The organism is Halobacillus halophilus DSM 2266, assembly GCF_000284515.1.
Classification (GTDB): Bacteria; Bacillota; Bacilli; order Bacillales; family Halobacillaceae; genus Halobacillus; species Halobacillus halophilus.
In genome coordinates, this window is sequence record NC_017668.1 from 2,625,857 (window position 1) to 2,649,624 (window position 23,768).

The window sequence follows — 23,768 nt, forward strand, 5'->3', positions numbered from 1 at the left end:
CAAGGTTTGTCCCAACCCTATCACAGCAACCACAAAAACAACGTTGAAATTTGTCAGGTTTTTTTCGACAATTTCACTTGTTGCCTATTCCGTCCAGTAAGCTTCTTAACAAATATACGATTTGAGGTACCCAGGCCTAAAAGGATGACAGGTATAAAACAACTAAATTTTCTCCATAAAAATACACAATAACTGCCGCAGAAACAATAGAAGGACCAAATGGCACGGGGTCTTTACGACCACTGCGTTTCAAACTGACCATGAGCAGACTAGTCACCGTACCGATGAATACAGCTATAAAAAACGTCACCAGTACATGATGAGTTCCAAGGAGAATTCCAAGCACTCCTAAAAGTTTCATATCTCCAGCACCCATCCCTCCTTTGCTAAGAATAATAATAAAAGCAATCAAAAGAAGGGAAATAAACGCTCCGCTAACTGAGGAATACCAGGGGTGAAGTGGATATACGAATCTATAGATAATAAATAAAGCTGCAAACCATATAAGGAGACGGTCTGGAATTAGCATGTATCTAAGATCACTGACAGTTACCATGATACTTAAACTAATGAGTAAACAGGCACCAAAAAAGGTGGGGTTCCATCCATAAACGATGTATGAAAATAAAAACAAAACTCCTGTTAAGGCTTCTACGAGTGGATAAGAGAGGGATATGTGATTACAGCAATGCCTGCATGCACCTTTGGTGAGAAGATAAGAGAAAAGAGGGATCAGATCGATAGGCTGCAACTTAGTTTGACAATGAGGACATTGAGAGCGGCCAGTAAGAAAGGGAGTTCTTACTGGCAGTCGAATTCCGACTACATGGTAAAAAGAGCCTAGAATCAGCCCAGTTGTAAATATATAGAGGGAGAGCAAAGTGTTCATCAATTTCTCCTTTCGGATCGATAATTTTTTGGGGGAGATGGTAATACTAGAAGGATGTTTTTGTTAAGTTAGCTTATCGCCTTTGTTGTAGAGTACTGTGGGGGATCCATAGGAGTGGGTTTATTCTTTTTTAACTGACTATTTCCTCCTTTCTCATTAACTACATTCAATTATAAAATAAGAAGCTCAGTCTGTCCTCTCTCATTATACCAATTTTGTTAAAACTTATAGTGAGTTATTACAGACAAGCTCCCGGTTGTGTAAGACTTAGTTTCGAGATAACTCGGGTCCGTTGCCAAAAAAGGATGAGGTCGGCTACAGAAACAACTCGCTTCCTACGGCCCTACAAGACGTAGGGTCGATCGACGTTGCCACAGGACGTGGCGATTTTAGTCGATCCTCCTTTAACAATAAGCCTCCTCAGTCGTTACCACTCCTTGTGGGGTCTCGCCTAGCTCCTTCTCCCGCGGGAGTCTCGTCGTTTCCTTCGCCGCCCGAACGATAGCTGATGAGCGGACCCTGCTATAGGAGAAAGGAGCCATGCTGCATCTGCCTCAAATGCTTCTATAACAGGGCCCCTACACGTAAACACACGTGAAAACCAGTGTGGATCTCGTTCATTGAAAGGCGATTACGGAAAGGTTTTCGAGCTCTCCATAAACGCAAAGGGGCGGAAGGGAACGGCGAAGACTCCTGCGGGATGAACATGATCGGTGAGATCCCGCAGGGCTGTTAAGCCTGAGGAAGCTCAGCACATGCCCGCGGAAAGCGAGCCGTTCCCTGGAGCCCCTTTTCCACACAACATCTCGAAACTGAGTTTTCAACTATCCGGCTCGATTGTATAATAAATTCTTAATAAAAAAGCACAGCCAGTGTTTAATACTATATTAAAAACGCCCAATAACGATTATTGGACGTTTGTGTTCATTTGACTATAATTTGCTACCTTATTTCTTCCTTGCTGCTTCGCACCTACATACATCGCTCGATCCGCATGGCGAATTAATTCTAAGGGCTCTTCACAATCATCTGGATAAACCGCGACTCCTATACTGGCCGTAACGTTAATCTCCTGTACCTTCTCCCACCTTAATATGTGATCGTGAGAATAGAAAGGTTCTGAAGATATGGCATGTTTAATTTCTTCCGCTAAATTAATGGATTGACCAGCCGCATATCCGGGAAGAAGAATCACAAATTCTTCTCCGCCATAACGAGCAAGAACTCCTCGATTACTTAAAACCATTCGAAGCCTTTCAGAAAGCAGACAAAGAATTTCATTCCCACTTTCATGCCCATAGGTATCATTAACTTGCTTAAAATGATCAATGTCTAAAAGAATAAGAGCAATTGGCTTCTTTATATCATCAGTTTCCCATTGCAAAAATAAATCCTGCAAATAATTTTCAAAGTAACGATAATTGTAAAGGCCTGTAAGAGGGCATCGTTCACTTTCTTCTTTGCGCTGCTCATAGTGCCTCGCATTATCGATAGCAACCCCCAGGTAATTGCTAAGAATCCTAAGAATCATAAACTGAAATTGTACAAATGCCCGCTTCTTTTTAGAGTAAATAGTTATAATGCCTACAATCTCGTTATTTCTTTCTACAGGTACAGAAAGGACACTTTCCGCATTCTCAGGAGTAGATGAATTCGTCATATGCTTCCACTCAGCTCTCTTTTTATAATGGAAGCTACCGGATTTTTTCCATGTTGCCCTGCTAACGCCTTCCCCCCTGTTCATCTGCACCTCTGAAAAATTCATTACCCCGGAACGATCAAAGAAGCGGATTAGCTTTAATTGATTTTCAGATAATACATCATAAACATAAATATAATCAAGAGGCAGCAATTCGCTGAGGCGGTCTACAAATAAGTCAAGAACATCTTTAACCCCAAGTTTCCCCGTAAGTTCATGTCCAATCTTACTAGTTCTCTTTAAGTAGGAATTAATCTCATTGCTATTATGAAAGAGCATTAGCATTCCGGAAATAAAGATAAAAGGAATTCCAACAAAGAACATAGCACTTATCCCAAATTCAAGGAAAACAATATAAAGGACAAACCCAACAGGGAGCACAATACCTGCAGTGGCTATGTCCCAGACAAAACCGCTGTCCCACCAAACGATTTTCTGCTTATAGATTATCTTTGTAATTATTTTCAACGAAAGCTGATTGAGAACAATTTGTGATAACGCATATGTAATGATCGGGATGGCATCCGTTATAGAGGAAACGGCTTCTCCCGCATGCTCTCCGCCCAAAGCATAATATACTTGAGCTGATAGGACGGATATAGCAAGAAACATCAGGAAATTGATAGGAATTCGATGAGAGGAAGTGCGGTCCACGCGAACCTTCAAAAGTAAAAAGAGCAAAGATACTTGGGAGATGATAATTTCTACAAATAATCCATATTGTAAAAAAGCCGCAAATGCAATTCCATGAGTAAAGAATACAGGGTTATCCCCGATTCGCAGAGGAAAGAGGGCTACGATGGAAGCAAGTATGACAAAAGCCCCAATTTCCCATATATTTACTTGGAGGGGTGGATCCAGCGAACGATACAGCAAGTAGATGCTCGAAGGCCATAGACAAGCCCAAAGTACCCATATCTTGATTCTTTTGTCCCTTTCCATCCTTGCACCCCACCCTTGACAATATTTTCCTATTATAGGAAAAATTAAGTAACTAAAATGGTACCATACCAGGGGTTAATATTCAAAATATTTCCTTATTTCTGATATAAAATAGAGGGATCCCGTGACGAGTAAAACTTCTCCTGTTTTCATCGTGGACATAGCTTGCCTGATTGCCTGAACATAATCAGAGACAGTTATAGTATCAGCTATTGGGGAGAGCTCAGTTAGCTCACTGCCTGTCATAGCTCTTGGGAACTCAAAGGTAGTCATATAGGCGACATCGACTATCTCTTTTAGAATCTCAAGCATAGTTTCCACTGGTTTGTCTTCTAAAGCAGAATAAATAAGATGGACACGTTTTCCACTAAAATGCCGTTTCATGGTATCCACAAGAGCCCGTGTCCCTTCTTCATTATGAGCGCCATCAATAATGGTTACAGGATTTGTGCAAATGGTTTCAAAACGGGCCGGCCAGTAAGTTCTAAGCAAACCTCTGCTGTATCGAGTACGATTTATATCTGCCCCCATTTGTTTTAGTTGCTCCATCGTCTGGAGGGCGAGAGCTGCGTTATCTACCTGATGGCGGCCTTTCATAGGACTAAGCAGATCTCCGGAATGAAAGGATGAATTTATAAATTCAAAGGATTCCCCTTCAAGTGAGCTTTTTATATGTTCCACTTGAAAATCTTTCCCTAAGATTGACACAGGAGCCTCCTTAACCGAAGCCTGCTCTTTCAAAACACTTAAGACAGACTCTTCTTTAGCGCCAGTAATCAATGGAGTATTGGCTTTGATTATCCCTGCTTTTTCGTAGGCAATCTGTTCACGTGTATTCCCTAAAATATTTATGTGGTCAAGTCCGATATTTGTAATTACTGTTAAAAGGGGCTGAATGATATTCGTGGAATCATACCGACCACCTAGACCGGTCTCAAACAATACAAAGTCAAGCTTTTTCTGAGAAAAGTAAAGCATAGCCATGGCCGTAATAATTTCAAATTCTGTTGGTTCACCAAGAGATGTGTCTTTCAATTTTTCTGCCAAAGGTTTGATTGCTTCTGTTAAAGCAGCAAGTTCAGCATCAGGAATGGCTTCCCCATTAACACTGATTCTTTCATTAAACCTTTTAATGTAGGGGGATGTGAATGTTCCTACATCGTAACCTTGCGTTTGGAGTAAATTACTTAAAAAAGTTACTGTCGAGCCTTTTCCATTTGTGCCCGCGATGTGAATAGCGTTCAGCTTTTTCTCTGGGTGATCCAGTTCTTCCATCATCCACTCCATCCGCTTTAATCCAGGTTTGACTTTAAATTTTTCTCTAGAATGTATCCATTGGATGGCTTCCTGGTAGTTTGGCATGTCATTCCCTCTTTTCAAAAAGAGGAGAGTACTCCTAAGAATACCCTCCAGCTTCATTTATGCTTTTAGTTCCTCGATACGCGCTTCAACTTTGGTACGCTTATCTAAATAGTCGTTCTCTTTTTCACGTTCCTCTTCTACAACATGTTCCGGTGCTTTTTTCACAAATCCTTCATTAGCCAGTTTCTTCTGAACACGGCTGACTTCCTGATCCCACTTTTTCCATTCTTTCTCCAGGCGTTTGATTTCATCTTCAATATTGATTAAGCCTGCTAAAGGAAGGTATAGCTCCGCGCCTGTAATAACAGATGACATAGCCTTTTCAGGAGCCTGAAGATCAGTTGCAATCGTTAATTCACTTGGATTACAGAACTTCTCGAGGTAATCACGGTTCTTTTCAAGTTCACTAACCACATTTTCGTCCTTCGCCTGAATCATTAACTGAATTTCTTTAGACATCGGAGTGTCTACCTCTGCACGGATGTTACGAACCGAGCGGATAATGGAAACGAGACGATCCATTTCTTGAACGGCTTGCTCGTTATGGAATTCATCTCGTACTTCAGGCCATGAAGCCTGGGTGATGGATTCCCCCTGATGAGGCAGATGCTGCCAGATTTCTTCGGTAATGAATGGCATAAACGGGTGCAGCATACGCATGATCTGATCAAGCGTGTAAGCTAAAATAGACCTTGTGGTATGAATTCTTGCCGTGTCCTCCCCGTATAAAGGAAGCTTAGCCATTTCAATATACCAATCGCAAAAATCATCCCAAATGAAGTTGTACAGCTGTCTTCCGGCTTCACCAAACTCATATTTATCAATATTTTGTGTAACTTGCTGAATGGTTTGGTTCAAGCGAGTCAGAATCCACTGATCAGCTACAGACTTTTCACCAGATAAATCAATATCCTCGTACTTCAAATCACCCATGTTCATTAAGGCAAATCTGGAAGCATTCCAAATTTTATTAGCAAAATTCCAAGTTGATTCTACTTTTTCCCAGTGGAAGCGCAAGTCCTGACCAGGTGAAGATCCTGTCGATAGGAAGTATCGAAGCGAGTCCGCACCGTACTGGTCGATTACATCCATTGGATCTACACCGTTCCCAAGGGACTTACTCATCTTACGACCATCCGCATCTCGAACCAGTCCGTGGATAAGAACATCTTCAAATGGACGACGTCCTGTAAATTCAATGGATTGGAAGATCATGCGGCTTACCCAGAAGCCAATAATGTCATAGCCGGTAACCAATACATTAGTCGGGAAGTAGCGGTTATAATCTTCACTTTTTTCATCCGGCCACCCCATAGTGGAGAATGGCCAAAGAGCAGAGGAGAACCACGTATCAAGAACATCTTCATCCTGTATCCAGTTTTCCGGATCTTTCGGTTCTTCTTTGCCTACATATATCTCACCTGACTCTTTATGGTACCAGGCAGGAATTCGGTGGCCCCACCAAAGCTGACGGGAAATACACCAGTCACGCGTGTTCTCCATCCAGTGTAAATAAGGTTTTTCAAAGCGGTCAGGCACAAATTGTACTTTGTCTTCCCCTTTCTGCAAATCTACAGAAGCTTCAGCCAGGGGATTCATATCCACAAACCATTGAGTAGACAGATAAGGTTCTACAACAGCCCCACTGCGCTCGGAATGACCAACTGAATGAAGGTGTTCTTCAATTTCAAAAAGCACGCCTTCTGCTTGAAGATCTTTAACAATTTGCTTGCGGCAATCAAATCGATCCATTCCCTGATATTTTCCTGCATTCTTATTCATACTGCCATCCTCATTCATAATGAGGACACGCTCCAGATTGTGGCGATTTCCAATTTCAAAATCATTCGGATCATGAGCAGGAGTGATTTTAACAGCACCTGAACCAAATTCCATATCTACATAATCATCTGCCACAATCTCAATTTCTCTTCCCACGATAGGCAATATAGCTTTCTTTCCAATTAAGTGCTGGTAGCGTTCGTCTTCGGGATGAACAGCAATAGCCGTGTCTCCAAGCATCGTTTCGGGCCGTGTTGTTGCGATCTCAATTCCGCCTTCTTCATCCTTCAGCGGGTAGCGCATATGATAAAAAGCTCCCTGGACATCTTCATACTCTACTTCAATATCAGAAAGAGCGGTACGAGTAGCTGGATCCCAGTTAATAATATATTCGCCTCGATAAATTAAACCTTTTTCATAAAGCTTAACAAACACTTCTTTAACCGCTTCGGACAACCCGTCATCCAGTGTAAATCGTTCGCGTGAATAATCGAGACCAAGACCTAGCTTTTCCCATTGAGTTCGGATAAATTGAGCATATTCTTTCTTCCATTCCCATGATTTCTCAAGGAATTTTTCTCTTCCTAATTCATGGCGGGAAGTTCCGGATTCTCTCAGTTTAGCTTCTACTTTGGCTTGTGTGGCAATACCGGCATGATCCATCCCAGGCAGCCAGAGGACATCGTATCCCTGCATCCGCTTCACACGACTTAAAATATCCTGAAGAGTCGTATCCCATGCGTGACCTAAATGTAATTTACCTGTAACGTTCGGAGGGGGAATAACAATGGTATAAGGTTCCTTATTCTTATCTCCTGACGCTTCGAAAAACTTACCGTCCACCCAGTACTGATAGCGATCCTTTTCAACGGCTGCCGGATCATACTTAGTGGGCATTGAAAGATCTGTTTGATTCATATGGATCTTCCTCCTTTTATCATCTATTTTAATAAAATAAAAAATCTCCTTCGTCCTCAAAAGGACGAAAGAGATCTAATTCCGTGGTACCACCTTAATTTACAGACAAGCTGTGCATATCTGTACACTTAAAAAAATAACGGCTTCTAACCGGCTCCTTCTACTTTTCGTTCAAAGAAGCTGCTCCAAGGGCGACCTTCCACCAACATAGATCCTGGAAAACTCTCACCATCCGTTTTCCTCTCTGAAGGATATGTCCATGTACTCTTCCCTGTCATGGCATTTCACGTATAATACTTCTATTACATATTGTATATAGAAATGATTATGTTAGTCAACTATTTGTGAAAAAAACGTAAATATGCAATGAAAGGAGGTTGATGGTCGTTGAGCCGCTTATACCGTTATCGTCTTCCACCATGGTGCCGTACTTGTTTATTTGTTATCGAAAAAGCTTTATTGCCAATTCTGGTTTTCCAATGTATCCGGACAATCTTTTTTCCTACAACATTTGACGTCTTCTTATTAGGAATTATTGTCGGAGTTTTTCTCGCTTTTCGCTATAAATGGATTTAACTAGGAATATACACAATTTGACCAGGGGAAACTTCATCTCTATGTTCATTTACTTTTTCCAACTGGTGGATGGATACTTCATATTTTTCAGCAATAGAAGCTAGCGTTTCATCTTCTTGAGCGATATACATTTTCATTTGAGTGTAAGTCTCTTCCCGGTTAGGAAACAGGTGTTTAAATATCTGCTTGATTCCATCAAGTCCACCTGGAGCTTCCTCTTTTTCCTCAGAGCCTTTAGTCGAGGATTCCATATAAGATGAAGAAGCGCTCACATTTTCTTCCGCTATATTTTCATGCCACACACTAGTACTTTCAGATGAGACCTCAAGCGTTTCTTCTTTTTTATCATGACCAAAAAATTCTGCGAAATTCTGTGATTTTTTATGAGGCCATCGTCCTTCTTCATCTGCTTCTATCTCCTGAGCCGACAGATCATTCCGATTCGTCAGCTGAACCACAGGGGCTTCCCTTTCAGGAACTACAGGATTCTCTTTTTCCTTACGTTCTTCTTTGTAATCGACCGGGCCAAGGGTCGCCGACTCATCAAACGTCTCCGAGTTATCCGCGGCATTTGCTTTTTGCTCGACTCCGTTTATATTTAAATGAGCATGCAGCCTTAGCTGATTATTCGCTGGAAGTTCATAATCGAAACTTTCTATATCAATGAGGACATCTTCCAGACTGGAAATCCTTTCGAGCGGTACTGTAATTTCTACAGGGAATGAATGGGAAAAATAATAGACCCCTTCTTCGCCTGATTCCACACGATCCATTGTCCTTACCGACTGCAGCGGGGCAGCCTCTTCATATTTTTGATCAGATTGGTGGGGTACGTATTCTCCCGCCAGATCAACCGTTCCTTTTAAACGCACTTCATCTCCATTTTCCTCAATTACGATTTCAGGCTCCAGTGAGATTCCAATTAGTTCCCTGACTCCCTGTCCTTCCTTAAACCATATCGCTTCGTCTAAATAAAAAGAAAATACGTTTTGTTTATTTTTCAATGGATTTGCCCCTCCCAGAATATAATAAACCCAAGCCTCTATTACCAACTTATGCGGTAACTGAGTTTATATACATGGAGGGTGCAGAAAAAGGCATGACCGAATACGGCCATGCCTAGTACATTTCTTATTTACAGGGATGCAAATACTTTTTCTACTGCCCTGATTGTTTTCTCTATATCTTCCTCTGTATGCTTCGTTGATAGAAAGAGTCCCTCGAATTGGGAAGGGGGAAGATAGATTCCTTCTTCAATCATCCCTTGATAATAACGTGTAAACATTTCGAGATCAGAAGCATTCGCTGTTTCAAAATCGATTACAGGATCATTTGAAAAGAAGAATCCTACCATAGATCCTGCCCGGTTAACCGTTAACGGAATATGATTTGCTTTGGCCGCTTTTTCATATCCTTCTACCAGTCGGTCCACTTTTTTATTAATTCCTTCATAAGCTTCTTCTGTCATCGACGAAACCGTTTCGTAACCAGCTGTCATAGCTAATGGATTTCCTGACAAAGTACCAGCTTGATAGATGTCTCCAACCGGGGCCACTCGTTCCATAATATGACGCTTACCTCCATATGCTCCGACAGGTAAGCCGCCGCCGATCACTTTCCCAAGACAGGTCATATCCGGGGTAACACCAAAATGACCTTGTGCACTATGATAGCCAACTCGAAATCCGGTCATTACTTCATCAAAAATCAGTACAGTTCCATTATTCTCTGTTAATTCGCGAAGTTCCTGCAGGAAACCCTCCTGAGGAGGGACGACACCCATATTTCCCGATACTGGTTCAATAATGACCGCCGCCAAGTCCTCTCCGTATTCTTCAAAAACATAGCGCACGCTTTCTAAATCATTATAAGGAACCGTGATCGTATTTTGAGCAATGGATGCTGGAACTCCAGGAGAATCAGGCAGTCCTAAAGTGGCAACACCGGAGCCTGCCTTGATAAGGAGAGAATCACCATGCCCGTGATAATTCCCTTCGAATTTTAGAATTTTGTCACGACCAGTGTACCCACGGGCAACACGCAGGGCGCTCATTGTGGCTTCTGTACCTGAATTGACCATTCTTAACATTTCAATGGATGGAACACGTTCAATAACTAACTCTGCAAGATGGTTTTCAATTTCGGTAGGAGTACCGAAGCTCGTACCTTGCTCGGTTACTTTTTTCAAAGACTCTACTACCTTTTCATCCGCATGCCCTAAGATTAAAGGTCCAAAACTAAGTACATAATCGATGAATTCGTTACCATCCAGGTCATACAGTTTAGACCCTTTTCCTTTTTCCATAAATATAGGATCCATGTTTACAGAATTAAATGCCCTCACCGGAGAATTAACTCCGCCCGGCATTAAATCCACCGCTTTATTATAAGCAGCTGAAGAGCGGTCAAATTGTTTCATAGTGACTCATCCTTTCTAAAATCAGTGGTTTATTCGTCCAACCATTTAGCTGCATCTTTGGCAAAGTAAGTAACAATGAGATCAGCACCTGCCCGTTTCATAGCGGTAAGCTTTTCGAGAACAATTTCCTGCTCATTCACCCAGCCATTTCGAGCGGCAGCTTTAATCATAGAGTACTCTCCGCTCACGTTGTAAGCAACGAGTGGGAGATTAAAGCGATCCTTAACTTCTCTCATAATATCTAAATAAGCAAGAGCAGGCTTCACGATAAGAAAGTCTGCACCTTCTTCTACATCCGATTCTGCTTCCCGAATGGCTTCCAATCGGTTCGATGGATCCATCTGATAGGCTCTTCGATCACCGAATTGCGGAGAACTATGAGCTGCATCCCGGAAAGGACCATAAAATGAAGAAGCATATTTCACTGCATAGGACATGATCGGAATCTGGCTGTACCCGGCCTCATCCAGTCCTTTTCGAATAGCGGTGACAAAACCATCCATCATATTGGAAGGTGCGATTATGTCCGCCCCTGCTTCAGCTTGAGTAACTGCTGTCCGAGTAATATATTGAAGCGATTCATCATTGTCAATATCGCCTTCACGAACGATACCGCAATGCCCGTGATCTGTGTACTGACATAAACACGTATCTGCAATTACAGTTAATGAAGGAACCTCTTCCTTAATCAGACGAATGGACCTTTGAACGATTCCTTCTTCGTGATAAGCCTGGCTGCCTACTTCATCTTTCTCATTCGGCACTCCAAAAACAATAACAGAACGAACACCAACTCGGGTTAATTCATTCATCTCTTCTGTTAAATAATCAAGTGACACTTGATAAACCCCAGGCATGGAAGCTACTTCATTCTTAACCCCTTCCCCTTCAACTACGAATATAGGGAAGATCAAATCGTCCTTACGTAAATGCGTTTCCCGAACTAGTGCTCTCATTGACTCTGTGCGCCGCAGACGGCGATGGCGTTTAAAATCTAACTCTGCCATAGTATCGATTCCCTTCTTATGAAAAAAATTGCACCATCTTCTCAACCATATCTTCCATTGTATAATGCTCGGGTAAAAAGACTTTTTGAAAACCGAAATGCTCAGCCTGACTGGCGGTCGTTGGTCCTATGCAAAAACAAGGAAGGTCCCGACCTGTTTCAGGCATGTCTCTCATGATAGCAAAATAGGCCTGGACGGTGGATGGGCTTGTAAACGTTAGTGCGTCAATCTCATGATTACAGATCAATTGACGAATCTGTTTCTGATGCTCTTTCAATAGTAGCGTATCATAGACCGTGATTGTTTGAAAAAAGACCTGCTGTTCTGCGAATTTTTCTGGGAGAACATCCCTCGAGCGGTTTCCCCTGACGTATAGGATCATGCCTGGAGTACTTTCTTCTCTAAAAAACTCTTCAGCCATTGTATCAGCCTGGAAGCTGGATGGCATAAAATCAGCATCGTATCCATAAGTCTTAAGTGTACGCGCTGTCTTTTCTCCAATAATAGCAAATCGTAATGTATCCGGAATACAAATCCCGTATTGATTTACCAGCTCGAAAAAAAACTTCACACCATTAGAGCTTGTAATAAAAACCCATACATAGTTGTGAAGTTTCTTGAGGATCTCTTGATTCTCCTTCGAGTCATTTAATTGAAAATGAAGGAGAGGGGTTTGTAAAGCTTCTCCCCCCTCCTTATTTATCCGGTCTACAAAAGGCCTTGCCTGGGATGCGCCTCTTGTGACAAGAATCGTTTTCCCCGCAAGAGGCTTCATTACTGGTCATACTCCTCTTTAGCCTGATCTACAATTTCCTGAGCTCCTTGAGCTTTGAGACGATCAGCAGCTTCTTTTCCTACAGCCAGTGGGTCTTCTCCACTCACAGTTTCGTGAAGAATGGTTTTGCCATCAGGAGTACCTACCAACGCACTCAATACAATCTCGCTTCCTTTTCTATATGCATATCCTCCAATTGGAACTTGACAACCGCCATTAAGATCATGGAGAAACTTACGTTCAGCCGATACGGTTGTAGCTGTATATTCATGATTAATCTGCATAAGGAAATCCCGTAACGAAGAATCATTTTCCCGGCACTGTATCGCTAGCGCTCCTTGGCCAACAGCAGGCACACACACATCAGGCTCTAAATATTCAGTTACTAGATTATCATCCCAGCCCATACGTTTTAATCCGGCAGCCGCTAAAACGATGGCATCAAAGTCTTCCTCTTTCAATTTACGAAGACGTGTATCGATATTGCCTCGAATCCACTTCACTTCTACGTCAGGTCTCACGGCTTTAATTTGAGCACTTCGACGCAAACTGCTGGTACCTACAATGGCCCCTTCATGCAAGTCTTTAAGAGCAACATTTCCATTCGATACGAATGCGTCCCTATGATCTTCTCTAATTGGTACAGAAGCAACAGTTAAACCAGAAGCTACCTCTGAGGGCATATCCTTCATCGAGTGAACAGCCATATCAATTTCACCATCATACATGGCTTGTTCTATCTCTTTAATAAATAACCCTTTCCCTCCAACTTTAGATAATGTCACATCCAGAATTTTATCCCCTTTTGTAGAAATTCTCTTAATTTCAAATTCATAACTGGGATCTATATTTTTCAGTTGTTCGATTACCCACTCCGTCTGAGTGATAGCTAGCTTGCTTTTTCTTGAACCGATCACTATTTTCTTCATGTGACTACCTCCTTAAAAATGAAAATTCGATAATGAACCAAATAAAAAGAAATTAATTAATAGAAATAAAAAAGCGCCCGAGTTGAATATAGAAATGGAACGTCCCTGATAACCTTTTACAACCCTTAAAACCAGGTAAACGATATACACGAAAAGTACAAGGAACGAGCCTAATGTTTTTGAGTCATACCAGTAAAATGTATCAGGTGATATATATCCCCAGGTAACGCCTAAGATTATAGCAATTAGCAACAGAGGAACTCCCAGTATAACCGATATATAAGAAAAGTGATCCAGTTTTGTTAAGTCACCTAAACGAAACAGTTTAGCATTCCACTTTTTTTTCTTTAAAAGACGGTACTGCAGCAAGTACATAATTGAAAATATAAATGATAGTGTAAAAAAACCATAAGAAATAATGGCTAAGCTGATATGAACCACAAGCATCTCATTTACGAGCTCCACTCCCTGGTCCTTTAAATCATTCTGGGCTCTGGTGGATAAATGGATGAGTACAACAAGAAACCCAACCACATTCGTAAAGAATACTAGAAAATCCACTCTAAACAGTCGATTAATAATTAAGGAGAACGTTACTAAAATCCAGGCATAAAAATATAAACCATCATATACGGTCATTATGGGTAAATTCTCGTCTATCAAAACTTGTGTCAATAAAAAAAAGGTTTGTAAAACCCAAACCATACTAAGTAACCAGAAGGCTGTACGGTTAGCCTTCCGGTTCGTCTGCACAAAGTCAATGAAATATCCAATTAAACTAAGTCCATAAAGTAATAGGATGAGTTCGTACACCCATTTAAGCTCGAACATATGGACATCCACCCTTACGGATTAACAATAGAGTTGGCGACAGGAAAAAATTGGCCTGTCTCATCTTCTTGCTTCACAGCTGATTGGTTTTTTTTCGTCTGCTCTTGTATTTCTTCCTCAACCTGAGCTTCAATCCCAAATATTTGAGTAAACAAGCGCAATGTTTCTTCCGAATCAGGCTGAGCCGCTAATTCTTTAGCCTGCAGGATAGGCTCCTTCAACATTTGGTTAATAATGCTTTTCGTATGTTTACTAAGGACTTTTCTTTCACGATCCGTAAGTTCAGGCATTTTTCGTTCAATGCTTTTCATCGTCTCTGCTTGAATGCCAAGGGCTTTAGAGCGCAAAGCGGAAATTACAGGCACGACTCCAATAGTCTGAAGCCATTCTTTAAATTCTACAATTTCAGCTTCCACCATGATTTCAATTTCTTCGGCTGCTTGCTTGCGTATAGCCAAATTAGCGTCAACAATGCCTTGAAGATCATCAATATCATATAAGAATACGCTCTCCAGATTTTCCATGGCTGGATCCAAATCTCTTGGCACCGCAATGTCTACAAAGAAGAGAGGTTTTCCTTTTCTCTTACGGTGAATAGGCTCCATTCTCTCTTTAGTCACTACATAATCTGTAGCTCCTGTGGAACTTATTACGATGTCAGCGTCTGTAAGAACAGAGTCCAGATCTTCCATGGTCCGTGCTTGTCCATTAAACTGGTCAGCTACTACCTGTGCCTTAGAAAGAGTACGGTTAATAACGGTTACTTTACGTACCCCGGATCCGTGCAGGTTTTTAGCAGCAAGCTCTCCCATCTTACCCGCACCCAGAATCACAATATGCTTATGAACAAGATCCCCGAATATCTTTCGGGCAAGTTCAACCGCAGCGTAGCTCACCGAAACAGCATTTTCACTGATTTCAGTATCTTTATGGGCTTTTTTAGCCATCGTTACTGCCTGCTTAAACAATTGATTAAAAATCGTCCCGGTGGTTCCTGCTTCCTGACCATTTATGAACGCTTGTTTCATTTGACCCAATATCTGGGTTTCTCCCAGCACCATTGAATCAAGTCCAGAGGTCACTCGAAGCAAGTGTTCAATTGCCCCATCTGTTTCATAAAAGGATAGGAATGGAGAGAATTCATCTTTATCAGCATTAAACCAATCTGCTAAGAATTGTTTAATATAATAGCGTCCTGTGTGCAGTTGATCTACCACTGCATAGATTTCCGTACGATTGCATGTAGAAATAATCACATTTTCCAGTACACTTTTACGGTTGTTTAGCTCCTGCATAGCCTCCGTTAAGTGTTTATCCGAAAAAGTGAGTTTTTCCCTAATTTCCACAGGGGCCGTTTTATAGTTGAGACCAACAGCTAAAATATGCATTTCATCTACCCCCATTAAACGTTCCAGACTTTCACATATGAACTAGTATAACATGAATCCGCACCTATTTTCCCGCAAAAATATGAACAGAATTCGAAAATGATGTGATAGGATATAGATACGTTGTTAAAGAATATTTTTACTATTTCTTTAGAATAAATTTAAATTATAATCCGTTTGTAATATATCAAACCCAGGCTCATTGCGCAAGTAAACAAAATTACTATTATTGGAATGGATGGGATCGCTAGATGACTAAACAGAATTCTTTAGTTGGTTTTTTACTCATTGGTTTTGGATTATATTTCCTGGTCAGCCAACTAAATATCCCCTACTTATCTGAGTTTTACTCATGGCCTACTCTACTCATTATTATTGGAACTGCCTTTTTATTACATTATTATATAATAAAAGATCATTCGAGTCTTTTTACCGGGGCATTACTACTGGGATTCGGCATTCATTTCCACGCGATCCGACATGTAGAGTTCTGGACAGATGATTGGCCCTTTTACTTCTTGGTTATAGGTACGGCTTTTCTTATCAGGTATGCTGGGGCAAGAAAAGGACTGATACCTGCGTTATTATTCCTTGGGTTCGGTTTTTTTGCTTTATTATGGCCAGTTAATCCTGCGTGGTTTCAATGGATTCATACTGGTTTTCAAACTATTATTAGGTACTGGCCGCTGGTCCTGATTATTTCCGGGATATATATATTAAAAAAATAGTTACAAAAAGCCGCTGTGGTTTAAGCCACAGCGGCTTTTCATTATAGAATAGAGCTTAAAAAAGCTTGTGTTCTTTCTTCCTTCGGGTTTTCAAAAATTTCTTTTGGTGCGCCTGTTTCAACAATTTTACCTTCGTGCATATAAACTACACGATCTGCTACCTCGCGAGCAAAGCCCATCTCGTGGGTAACTACAACCATTGTCATCCCCTCTTTAGCCAGATCCTTCATCGTTTGCAATACTTCACCTACAAGCTCTGGATCAAGAGCTGAGGTAGGTTCGTCAAATAACATGATCTCTGGCTTCATAGCCAGGGCACGCGCAATAGCTACGCGCTGCTTCTGTCCCCCGGACAAACGAGAAGGATAATCATTTGCTTTTTCAGCAAGTCCTACCTTTTCAAGCAATTCTTTTCCTTCTTTTTTAGCTTGAGATTTGGAGAGCCCCTTCACTTGGGTAGGAGCTTCCATAACGTTTCCAAGCACAGTCTTATGAGGGAAAAGATTAAAGTGCTGGAAAACCATACCTACCTTTTGTCGTACTTCATTAACATTGTCTTTTTTCGGGTTAACTTCATTTCCTTTGATAAAGATCTCTCCACTGTTTTTCATTTCTAAAAAGTTTAAGCAGCGAAGCATTGTACTCTTTCCCGAGCCGCTGGCACCTATTAAAACGACAACTTCACTCTCTTCTACATGAAAATCAATATCCTTCAGAACATGGTTATCCCCGAAATATTTATTTAATTTATTAACTTCTATCATTTGCTTAGCCAAACTGCACCCCTCCTCTATAGTTACTCATCGCCACTAACAGCCATTTTCTTCTCAATCAAGCTAACCACAAGGGTTAGAAGGAAGACAAGAATTAAGTAATACACAGCACTTACAAGCAGCCATGTCATATAATCAAAAGTATTTGCCCCTTGTGTTGTAGCAACAGCGAATATCTCTGAAACTCCAATAAACGCTGCTAGAGATGAATCTTTTAACCCAATAATAAACTGATTACCGAGCGGGGGCAACGCTCGTCGGAAAGCCTGAGGGAGAATGATTCTTCTCATCGTTAATGCCTGACTCATCCCAAGAGAACGTCCGGCTTCTGTTTGACCTTTACCTATGGATTGTATAGACCCCCGGAATATTTCAGCAATATAGGCACCATTATGGAATGCGAGCCCCAAGGAAACCGACCAGAATCCACTAATCATCCATACGTTGGTCAAGCCATAGTAGAATACAAAAATCTGCACAATAAGCGGTGTTCCCCTTACAATGTAAATATAAGCATTCGCGATCCATTCCAGAGGCTTAATATTAGAAATTTTTAATAAGGCAAAGAATAAACCGACAAATATTGCAATAAATATGGAAACGGCTGTTAATGCAAGGGTAAGCTGAGAAGCTTCAAAAAATAACTCCCGGCTGTTTACAAGAGCTTCCCAAAACCCTCCCCAAAAAGAAATAAACTGTAAGTACATAACCTCAACTCCTCTTTAATGTCAAAAAAGAGTACGCACACGCGCACTCTTTAGACTTCCGTATAACTAAAATCATCAATTACTCAGGTTTAGTGGTAATATCGTCACCAAAGTATTCATTACTAATTTCAGCAAGGGTACCATCTTCACGAAGTTTTTCGAGAGCTGCATTGATGTCTTCTAATAGCTTATCGTTATCTTTTGCTACGGCTACCGCCTGTTCACTGCGTTCAATCATTTTTTTAGCCTCAATTTCAAGATCTTGCTGCATTGCTTCTTTACCTGTTAAGAAGTCCGTGATAACTGCGTCATGACGGCCCTTTGCAAGTGATTGTAAGGCCACAACATCACTATCATATGTCTTAATATTTTCCGTTGCTTCCTCAGCAAATTTACTGTAAGTTGAACCTTTGGAAACGGCAATCTCTTTCCCTTCTAAATCTTCAAGGGTTTCAATATCACTTCCAGGGCGTGTGAAAATTTGAGCTCCAGAATAATAATACGGTGTTGAGAAAGCTACTTGTTCTGCACGAGCATCTGTGATCGTGTGGCTTGCTACAGCAGCATCAAAGCGGCCTGTTTTAACACCTTCTACAATGGAGGCAAATTTCTGTTTTTGAGGATTTGGTTCAAGGCCCAGTTCCTCAGCTATTGCATTTGCCACATCGATATCAAAGCCTGACATCTCCCCGCTCGCATCTGTCATGCTAAATGGACGGAATTCTCCAGACGAGGCGAAAGTAAACTTACCTTCTTCGACTATACCGTAATCTGTATTAGATCCGCTCGATTCCTCCGTGCCTTCTTCTGAATCACCCGAAGTTTCTCCGCCCTCTTCACTGCTTCCGCAAGCAGCCAAAGCAAAGACCATAAAAATAGTAAGAGGTAACATAAATAAGTACTTTTTCATATTATCCCAATCCATCCCTTCATCAAATTGTTATCTAATTGTTATATTGGCAATAATGTTAATTATATCTATCATTCAAAGTTTTCCCAAAATTTAAAATAATGCATATCCCCCCAAAATATCGGAAATGATGGATTGGGTTATGTAATTACAGTTAAATCCTTATAAATGCATGAAATTGCTTGAAATTATCTTGCATTCTTAAAGTTGTAATTTCATCAGAATTAGCCATCTATAAACGATCTCCACATCCTTGCTAGAATACCTTAAAGAAAAAAATCATAAATGAGGGTAGCTATGACCTTACAAAAGGGCATAATCGTTATACGTTAAAAAAGCCACTCCTAATTAAAGAAGTGGCTTTCCTTACATATTCAAGTGTCCTAGCATAGTTTTCCACGCAAGTTCTTTTCCTTCTCCGGTTTCAGAGGAAAAAGGAATCAAAGTATCCTCTTCTTCCATCTCCAAAACCTGCTGAATCGTTTTTAGCTGTTTATGTTTTTGACTTTTCTTAAGTTTGTCCAGCTTTGTCGCAATAACCATGACCGGTAATCCAAAATGTTTTAAATAGTTATACATGATAACATCATCTTCCGTAGGTTTATGGCGGGAGTCAATGATCAGAGCAGTTGCGCGCAGCTGCTCTCTTTCTGAGAAGTACTCTTCCATCATTTCTCCCCATTTGGCACGCTCTTTTTTAGATACTTTGGCATAGCCATACCCTGGAACATCTACGAAATGAAACAGATCATTAATTATATAAAAATTTAATGTCTGAGTTTTTCCGGGTTTAGAAGAGGTGCGAGCAAGATTTTTCCTTTGAATCATCTTGTTTATAAACGAAGATTTCCCTACATTTGATCTTCCGGCTAAGGCAATTTCCGGAATCGGAGCTTTAGGGTACTGTTTTTTACTCGCTGCGCTAATTACAATATCTGCATAATTAACCTTCATGGACTTCCTCCACCAGCGCTTGGTTTAAGACTTCATCTAAGTGCTTAACCGGTATAAACGTTAACCCTTCACGTACACTTTCCGGAATATCTTCTAAATCCTTTTCGTTTTCAGAAGGAATAATAATTTTAGAAAGACCAGCCCTGTGGGCACTTAATGATTTCTGCTTTAATCCACCTATTGGCAGCACTCGTCCTCGCAGAGTTATTTCTCCTGTCATACCCACCTCTTTCCGAACAGGACGTCCGGTAAGCGCAGAGACCAGAGCAGTAGCAATTGTGATCCCTGCAGAAGGTCCATCTTTAGGAGTTGCTCCTTCTGGAACATGAATATGAATATCATTCTTTTCTACAAAGTCAGCATCGATATTTAGCTCTTGTGCACGGGAGCGAATGTAGCTGAAAGCCGCTTGTGCGGATTCCTTCATAACATCCCCGAGTTTACCTGTAAGAGTAAGGTTTCCTTTACCTGGGTAGATAGATACTTCAATAGAGAGCGTATCGCCTCCTGCAGCCGTGTACGCGAGGCCTGTAGCTGTTCCAATTTGGTCCTCAAGCTCAGCTTGGCCATATCTGAATTTAGGACGTCCCAGCAGTTCTTCCAATTGCTTCTCTGTAACCACAACACGCTGCTTTTCACCCGACACAATAATTTTAGCAGCTTTTCTGCATATACTTGCCAGTTCGCGTTCCAATCCGCGTACTCCAGCTTCACGTGTATAAGTTCTGATCAATTTAAGTAAAGCATCTTCTCTGATTTGAATTTGTCCTTTACTTAAACCATTTTCTTTTATTTGCTTAGAAAGCAAATGCTCTTTTGCGATATGAAGTTTCTCTACCTCTGTATAACCAGCTATGTTAATCACTTCCATACGGTCCTGTAATGGTCCAGGTATAGAAGACATAGTATTGGCCGTAGCTACAAACATAACTTTGGATAAATCATAATGTTCTTCAATAAAGTGGTCACTAAAAGTACTGTTCTGTTCAGGATCAAGTACTTCCAGCATAGCAGAGGAAGGATCTCCCCTAAAATCACTGGCCATTTTATCGATCTCATCCATAAGAAATACAGGATTGACGGTTTCTGCCCTCTTCATTCCTTGAATAATTCTACCAGGCATCGCCCCGATATACGTTCTCCGGTGTCCTCTTATTTCAGCTTCATCTCTCACTCCACCAAGTGAGATTCGGACAAAATTACGATTTATCGCACGTGCTATGGATTTTGCAAGTGATGTTTTACCTACTCCTGGAGGACCGACTAGACATAGAATTGGACCTTTAATGGATTGAGTAAGTTTTTGCACAGCTAGATATTCGAGCACGCGCTCTTTTACCTTTTCTAATCCATAGTGGTCTTCATCCAGAATCTTCTCTGCATGCTTAACGTCCAGATTATCTTCTGTTTCAGCGGTCCACGGAAGAGAAACAAGCCACTCAATATAATTACGGATAACGGAACTTTCCGCACTGCTTTGTGGAACTTTTTCATATCGGCCTAGTTCCTTATAGGCGATTTTCTCTACTCGTTCAGGCATCTCAGCTTCTTCAATCTTTTCTTTCAATTGAGCAACTTCGCCCGTCTTGCCGTCTTTATCACCCAGCTCATTCTGTATCGCTTTCATCTGTTCACGTAAGTAGTATTCTTTTTGTGTTTTTTCCATAGATTTCTTAACACGCTGCCCAATCTTTTGTTCGATTTGCAGGACATCACGTTCGTTCCCTATAAGTTCTATTAATTTCTGAAGACGCGCTTTCACATTCTCAGTTTCTAAAATGGACTGCTTATCTTTTAGTTTTACGGGCAAGTGAGATGTTACGATATCTGCCAGATGACTTGGTTCATCTATGTCTGATACCGTATTGTAGGTCTCCTGGCTTACCTTTTTTGATACTTTTACGTATTGTTCAAATTGACTCATTAACGTGCGCATCAAAGCTTCTTCTTCGTTTTTATCCTCGTGTTCATCCTCAAGTCTGTGAATATTTGCTTGATAAAACTCGTCACCTTCACTTACTTCATCAATTGTTGCACGATAAAGTCCTTCTACGAGTACACGATTTGTACCATTAGGCAGTTTCACCATCTGCTTCACTCGTGCCACTGTACCAACAGAGTACATATCATCAGAAGATGGGTCATCAATATTCACTTCTTTTTGTGACACAAGGAAGATTTCATTATCTTCCATCATGGCTTGCTCTAATGCATTAACCGATTTTTCTCTTCCAACATCCAGGTGCAGCACCATAGATGGGTACACTAACAATCCTCTAAGAGGAAGGAGGGGGATTTGATTTTTCTGTTTGTCTGTCATATTCTTTGCACCTCCGTATAATGCCAATACGTATTCTAATCATATATAAATCTTTTTGGAAAGTAAACGCAGGAAAACTATTAGTTTCCAATGCCGAACCCCCTTCACATTGACGCGTGAAGGGGGCAGCCTCTTCAAATGATACCCATATTATGAGCAAGAAGTGCTTCTTTCATCCTTTATGTACCAAGGTTTATCACAAGAGTTTCTAATCAGGATAGCTGCAAGGTATCCAATGAAATATGCGGTGTCTAATGATCGACCTTTCTCTTTTCGCAAAGTATAAAATGAAGCCGCGCTACAGCTAGGCGTAGCGCGGCTTGAAGTTAAAGAGAAATACCTCTCCAAAGTTTTACTTAAGCACTTTCTTTAGGAGATTCTTTATTCTCATCTTCGACCGTTCCATCAGTCAGGATAAGCTTAGGACGGCCATTTTCCGCTGTAACTGTTTCTTTAGTAATGATGCATTTTTCAATATCATCACGTGAAGGTAATTCATACATAACATCAAGCATGATGCCTTCAATTATAGAACGCAGGCCGCGGGCACCTGTTTTACGTTCAATGGCCAGGCGTGAAATTTCACGAAGACCTTCTTCTTCAATTTCCAGCTCTACATGGTCTATTTGGAACAATTTCTGATATTGCTTAACAAGTGCATTCTTAGGCTTAGTAAGAATTTCTACAAGTGCATCTTCATCTAATTGCTCAAGGCTTCCAATTACCGGCAAACGGCCAATAAATTCCGGAATCAACCCATAACTAAGCAAGTCTTCAGGAAGTACTTTTGTAAGCAACTCTTTCTTTTCATTCTCATCAACATTTTGTTCCGAGCCAAATCCTATGACTTTACGTCCCAAGCGACGCTTGATAATTTGGTCAATTCCATCGAACGCTCCTCCAACGATGAACAGCACATTGGTCGTGTCGATCTGAATAAATTCTTGATGAGGATGCTTGCGGCCTCCTTGTGGAGGAACACTAGCCTGCGTACCCTCAAGAATCTTCAGTAAAGCCTGCTGTACGCCTTCACCTGATACATCGCGTGTGATGGAAGGATTCTCAGACTTACGGGCCACTTTATCAATTTCATCAATGTAAATTATACCTTTTTCAGCTTTTTCTACATCATAGTCAGCTGCTTGTATTAATTTAAGAAGAATGTTTTCCACATCTTCTCCTACATAACCAGCTTCCGTTAGTGAAGTAGCATCTGCAATGGCAAATGGAACATTTAATATACGGGCAAGTGTTTGAGCAAGAAGTGTTTTACCGCTTCCTGTAGGCCCAAGCATTAGAATGTTACTCTTGGCAAGCTCTACATCATCGTTTTTCGTACCTGCGTTAATACGCTTGTAATGATTGTAAACAGCTACGGATAAATTTTTCTTAGCCTGTTCTTGACCAATGACATAATCGTTGAGGATTTCACGGATTTCTTGTGGTTTTGGTACCTCTTTGAATTCTACTTCTTCTTCATTTCCAAGTTCCTCTTCAACAATTTCTGTACAAAGTTCAATACATTCATCACATATATATACCCCTGGTCCTGCCACGAGCTTGCGAACCTGCTCTTGACTTTTACCGCAGAAAGAACACTTTAGCTGTCCTTTTTCCTCATTGAATTTAAACATACATTTCACCCCTTAATAAAATGACGCAATAGTTGCGACTGAAGTTTTAAGATATGACCTTAAACGATTCAGTTTCTTTTGCTCATCATACCAAAATAACTCCTAACAAAAAAGCAATACCTATTAGAGGTGTGCGAATCTCTATTGCACCAACCTCATTATGTAGATATGTAATGGATAAGTCAAACAAAAGGATACCTCTATAGTGTATGTAAAACACAGGAA

19 protein-coding genes and 1 other annotated feature are annotated in these 23,768 nt (G+C 40.9%); of the genes, 2 read left to right on the top strand and 17 right to left on the bottom strand.

What is annotated here, in order from left to right; genetic code table 11:
* Nucleotides 1-136: 136 nt before the first annotated feature.
* The 4 genes from HBHAL_RS13040 to HBHAL_RS13055 all read right to left on the bottom strand — a co-directional run bounded on the left by HBHAL_RS13040 (nt 137) and on the right by HBHAL_RS13055 (nt 7,592).
* The gene (locus HBHAL_RS13040) at nt 137-889 is read right to left on the bottom strand and encodes a prepilin peptidase (RefSeq protein WP_014643904.1); all 753 of its coding nucleotides are present in this window, start codon (nt 887-889) and stop codon (nt 137-139) included.
* A 907-nt stretch (nt 890-1,796) separates the two neighbouring features.
* Nucleotides 1,797-3,530, bottom strand: coding sequence for a sensor domain-containing diguanylate cyclase (locus HBHAL_RS13045; protein WP_014643905.1), 1,734 nt, complete (start codon nt 3,528-3,530; stop codon nt 1,797-1,799).
* A 75-nt stretch (nt 3,531-3,605) separates the two neighbouring features.
* On the bottom strand, nt 3,606-4,892 hold the full coding sequence (locus HBHAL_RS13050; RefSeq protein WP_014643906.1) for a bifunctional folylpolyglutamate synthase/dihydrofolate synthase: 1,287 nt from the start codon (nt 4,890-4,892) through the stop codon (nt 3,606-3,608).
* A 57-nt stretch (nt 4,893-4,949) separates the two neighbouring features.
* The gene (locus tag HBHAL_RS13055; protein WP_014643907.1) at nt 4,950-7,592 is read right to left on the bottom strand and encodes a valine--tRNA ligase; all 2,643 of its coding nucleotides are present in this window, start codon (nt 7,590-7,592) and stop codon (nt 4,950-4,952) included.
* A gap of 57 nt (nt 7,593-7,649) precedes the next feature.
* Nucleotides 7,650-7,879: a binding site (T-box leader), on the bottom strand.
* 100 nt (nt 7,880-7,979) lie between these two features.
* Here HBHAL_RS13055 and HBHAL_RS22070 point away from each other — a divergent pair.
* Nucleotides 7,980-8,168, top strand: coding sequence for a hypothetical protein (locus HBHAL_RS22070; RefSeq protein WP_041601371.1), 189 nt, complete (start codon nt 7,980-7,982; stop codon nt 8,166-8,168).
* On the opposite strand, the gene spoVID is transcribed toward HBHAL_RS22070, so the two are convergent.
* The 7 genes from spoVID to hemA form a co-directional block, all read right to left on the bottom strand.
* Nucleotides 8,165-9,172: a stage VI sporulation protein D gene (gene spoVID / locus HBHAL_RS13065; RefSeq protein WP_014643909.1), complete on the bottom strand. Its 1,008-nt coding sequence runs from the start codon at nt 9,170-9,172 to the stop codon at nt 8,165-8,167. The genes HBHAL_RS22070 and spoVID overlap by 4 nt on opposite strands.
* A gap of 131 nt (nt 9,173-9,303) precedes the next feature.
* Nucleotides 9,304-10,587 (bottom strand): glutamate-1-semialdehyde 2,1-aminomutase, encoded by a 1,284-nt coding sequence (gene hemL, locus HBHAL_RS13070; RefSeq protein ID WP_014643910.1) that lies wholly within the window; start codon nt 10,585-10,587, stop codon nt 9,304-9,306.
* A gap of 29 nt (nt 10,588-10,616) precedes the next feature.
* Entirely contained in the window at nt 10,617-11,594 is a 978-nt protein-coding gene (gene hemB / locus HBHAL_RS13075; protein ID WP_014643911.1) for a porphobilinogen synthase, read from the bottom strand.
* A gap of 16 nt (nt 11,595-11,610) precedes the next feature.
* Nucleotides 11,611-12,369 carry a uroporphyrinogen-III synthase gene (locus tag HBHAL_RS13080; RefSeq protein ID WP_014643912.1) on the bottom strand — a complete coding sequence of 253 codons (759 nt, stop codon included), beginning with the start codon at nt 12,367-12,369 and terminating at the stop codon, nt 11,611-11,613.
* Nucleotides 12,369-13,298 carry a hydroxymethylbilane synthase gene (hemC, locus tag HBHAL_RS13085; RefSeq protein WP_014643913.1) on the bottom strand — a complete coding sequence of 310 codons (930 nt, stop codon included), beginning with the start codon at nt 13,296-13,298 and terminating at the stop codon, nt 12,369-12,371. Before hemC ends, HBHAL_RS13080 begins: the two co-directional genes overlap by 1 nt.
* A gap of 12 nt (nt 13,299-13,310) precedes the next feature.
* Nucleotides 13,311-14,129, bottom strand: coding sequence for a cytochrome c biogenesis protein (locus HBHAL_RS13090; protein ID WP_014643914.1), 819 nt, complete (start codon nt 14,127-14,129; stop codon nt 13,311-13,313).
* 14 nt (nt 14,130-14,143) lie between these two features.
* Nucleotides 14,144-15,517, bottom strand: coding sequence for a glutamyl-tRNA reductase (gene hemA, locus HBHAL_RS13095; RefSeq protein WP_014643915.1), 1,374 nt, complete (start codon nt 15,515-15,517; stop codon nt 14,144-14,146).
* A gap of 251 nt (nt 15,518-15,768) precedes the next feature.
* Here hemA and HBHAL_RS13100 point away from each other — a divergent pair, with 251 nt between their 5' ends.
* The gene (locus HBHAL_RS13100) at nt 15,769-16,245 is read left to right on the top strand and encodes a LiaI-LiaF-like domain-containing protein (RefSeq protein WP_014643916.1); all 477 of its coding nucleotides are present in this window, start codon (nt 15,769-15,771) and stop codon (nt 16,243-16,245) included.
* A 41-nt stretch (nt 16,246-16,286) separates the two neighbouring features.
* Here HBHAL_RS13100 and HBHAL_RS13105 read toward each other — a convergent pair whose 3' ends face one another.
* From HBHAL_RS13105 to clpX, 6 genes are all read right to left on the bottom strand, one after another.
* Nucleotides 16,287-17,009 carry an amino acid ABC transporter ATP-binding protein gene (locus HBHAL_RS13105; protein WP_014643917.1) on the bottom strand — a complete coding sequence of 241 codons (723 nt, stop codon included), beginning with the start codon at nt 17,007-17,009 and terminating at the stop codon, nt 16,287-16,289.
* 32 nt (nt 17,010-17,041) lie between these two features.
* Nucleotides 17,042-17,725 carry an amino acid ABC transporter permease gene (locus tag HBHAL_RS13110; protein ID WP_014643918.1) on the bottom strand — a complete coding sequence of 228 codons (684 nt, stop codon included), beginning with the start codon at nt 17,723-17,725 and terminating at the stop codon, nt 17,042-17,044.
* 79 nt (nt 17,726-17,804) lie between these two features.
* Complete coding sequence (locus tag HBHAL_RS13115; protein WP_014643919.1) at nt 17,805-18,635, bottom strand: transporter substrate-binding domain-containing protein; 831 nt, start codon at nt 18,633-18,635, stop codon at nt 17,805-17,807.
* A 366-nt stretch (nt 18,636-19,001) separates the two neighbouring features.
* Nucleotides 19,002-19,589, bottom strand: coding sequence for a ribosome biogenesis GTP-binding protein YihA/YsxC (gene yihA, locus HBHAL_RS13120; RefSeq protein WP_014643920.1), 588 nt, complete (start codon nt 19,587-19,589; stop codon nt 19,002-19,004).
* Nucleotides 19,579-21,909: an endopeptidase La gene (gene lon, locus HBHAL_RS13125; RefSeq protein WP_014643921.1), complete on the bottom strand. Its 2,331-nt coding sequence runs from the start codon at nt 21,907-21,909 to the stop codon at nt 19,579-19,581. Before lon ends, yihA begins: the two co-directional genes overlap by 11 nt.
* 356 nt (nt 21,910-22,265) lie before the next feature.
* Nucleotides 22,266-23,543: an ATP-dependent protease ATP-binding subunit ClpX gene (clpX, locus tag HBHAL_RS13130; RefSeq protein WP_014643922.1), complete on the bottom strand. Its 1,278-nt coding sequence runs from the start codon at nt 23,541-23,543 to the stop codon at nt 22,266-22,268.
* Between the last annotated feature and the right edge of the window lie 225 nt (nt 23,544-23,768).

Coding starts and splice junctions, on each gene's coding strand:
- HBHAL_RS13040 (WP_014643904.1), bottom strand. CDS start 889: ATGAACACTTTGCTCTCCCTCTATATATTTACAACTGGGCTGATTCTA.
- HBHAL_RS13045 (WP_014643905.1), bottom strand. CDS start 3,530: ATGGAAAGGGACAAAAGAATCAAGATATGGGTACTTTGGGCTTGTCTA.
- HBHAL_RS13050 (WP_014643906.1), bottom strand. CDS start 4,892: ATGCCAAACTACCAGGAAGCCATCCAATGGATACATTCTAGAGAAAAA.
- HBHAL_RS13055 (WP_014643907.1), bottom strand. CDS start 7,592: ATGAATCAAACAGATCTTTCAATGCCCACTAAGTATGATCCGGCAGCC.
- hemL (WP_014643910.1), bottom strand. CDS start 10,587: ATGAAACAATTTGACCGCTCTTCAGCTGCTTATAATAAAGCGGTGGAT.
- hemB (WP_014643911.1), bottom strand. CDS start 11,594: ATGGCAGAGTTAGATTTTAAACGCCATCGCCGTCTGCGGCGCACAGAG.
- HBHAL_RS13080 (WP_014643912.1), bottom strand. CDS start 12,369: ATGAAGCCTCTTGCGGGGAAAACGATTCTTGTCACAAGAGGCGCATCC.
- hemC (WP_014643913.1), bottom strand. CDS start 13,298: ATGAAGAAAATAGTGATCGGTTCAAGAAAAAGCAAGCTAGCTATCACT.
- HBHAL_RS13090 (WP_014643914.1), bottom strand. CDS start 14,129: ATGTTCGAGCTTAAATGGGTGTACGAACTCATCCTATTACTTTATGGA.
- hemA (WP_014643915.1), bottom strand. CDS start 15,517: ATGCATATTTTAGCTGTTGGTCTCAACTATAAAACGGCCCCTGTGGAA.
- HBHAL_RS13100 (WP_014643916.1), top strand. CDS start 15,769: ATGACTAAACAGAATTCTTTAGTTGGTTTTTTACTCATTGGTTTTGGA.
- HBHAL_RS13105 (WP_014643917.1), bottom strand. CDS start 17,009: ATGATAGAAGTTAATAAATTAAATAAATATTTCGGGGATAACCATGTT.
- HBHAL_RS13110 (WP_014643918.1), bottom strand. CDS start 17,725: ATGTACTTACAGTTTATTTCTTTTTGGGGAGGGTTTTGGGAAGCTCTT.
- HBHAL_RS13115 (WP_014643919.1), bottom strand. CDS start 18,635: ATGAAAAAGTACTTATTTATGTTACCTCTTACTATTTTTATGGTCTTT.
- yihA (WP_014643920.1), bottom strand. CDS start 19,589: ATGAAGGTTAATTATGCAGATATTGTAATTAGCGCAGCGAGTAAAAAA.
- lon (WP_014643921.1), bottom strand. CDS start 21,909: ATGACAGACAAACAGAAAAATCAAATCCCCCTCCTTCCTCTTAGAGGA.
- clpX (WP_014643922.1), bottom strand. CDS start 23,543: ATGTTTAAATTCAATGAGGAAAAAGGACAGCTAAAGTGTTCTTTCTGC.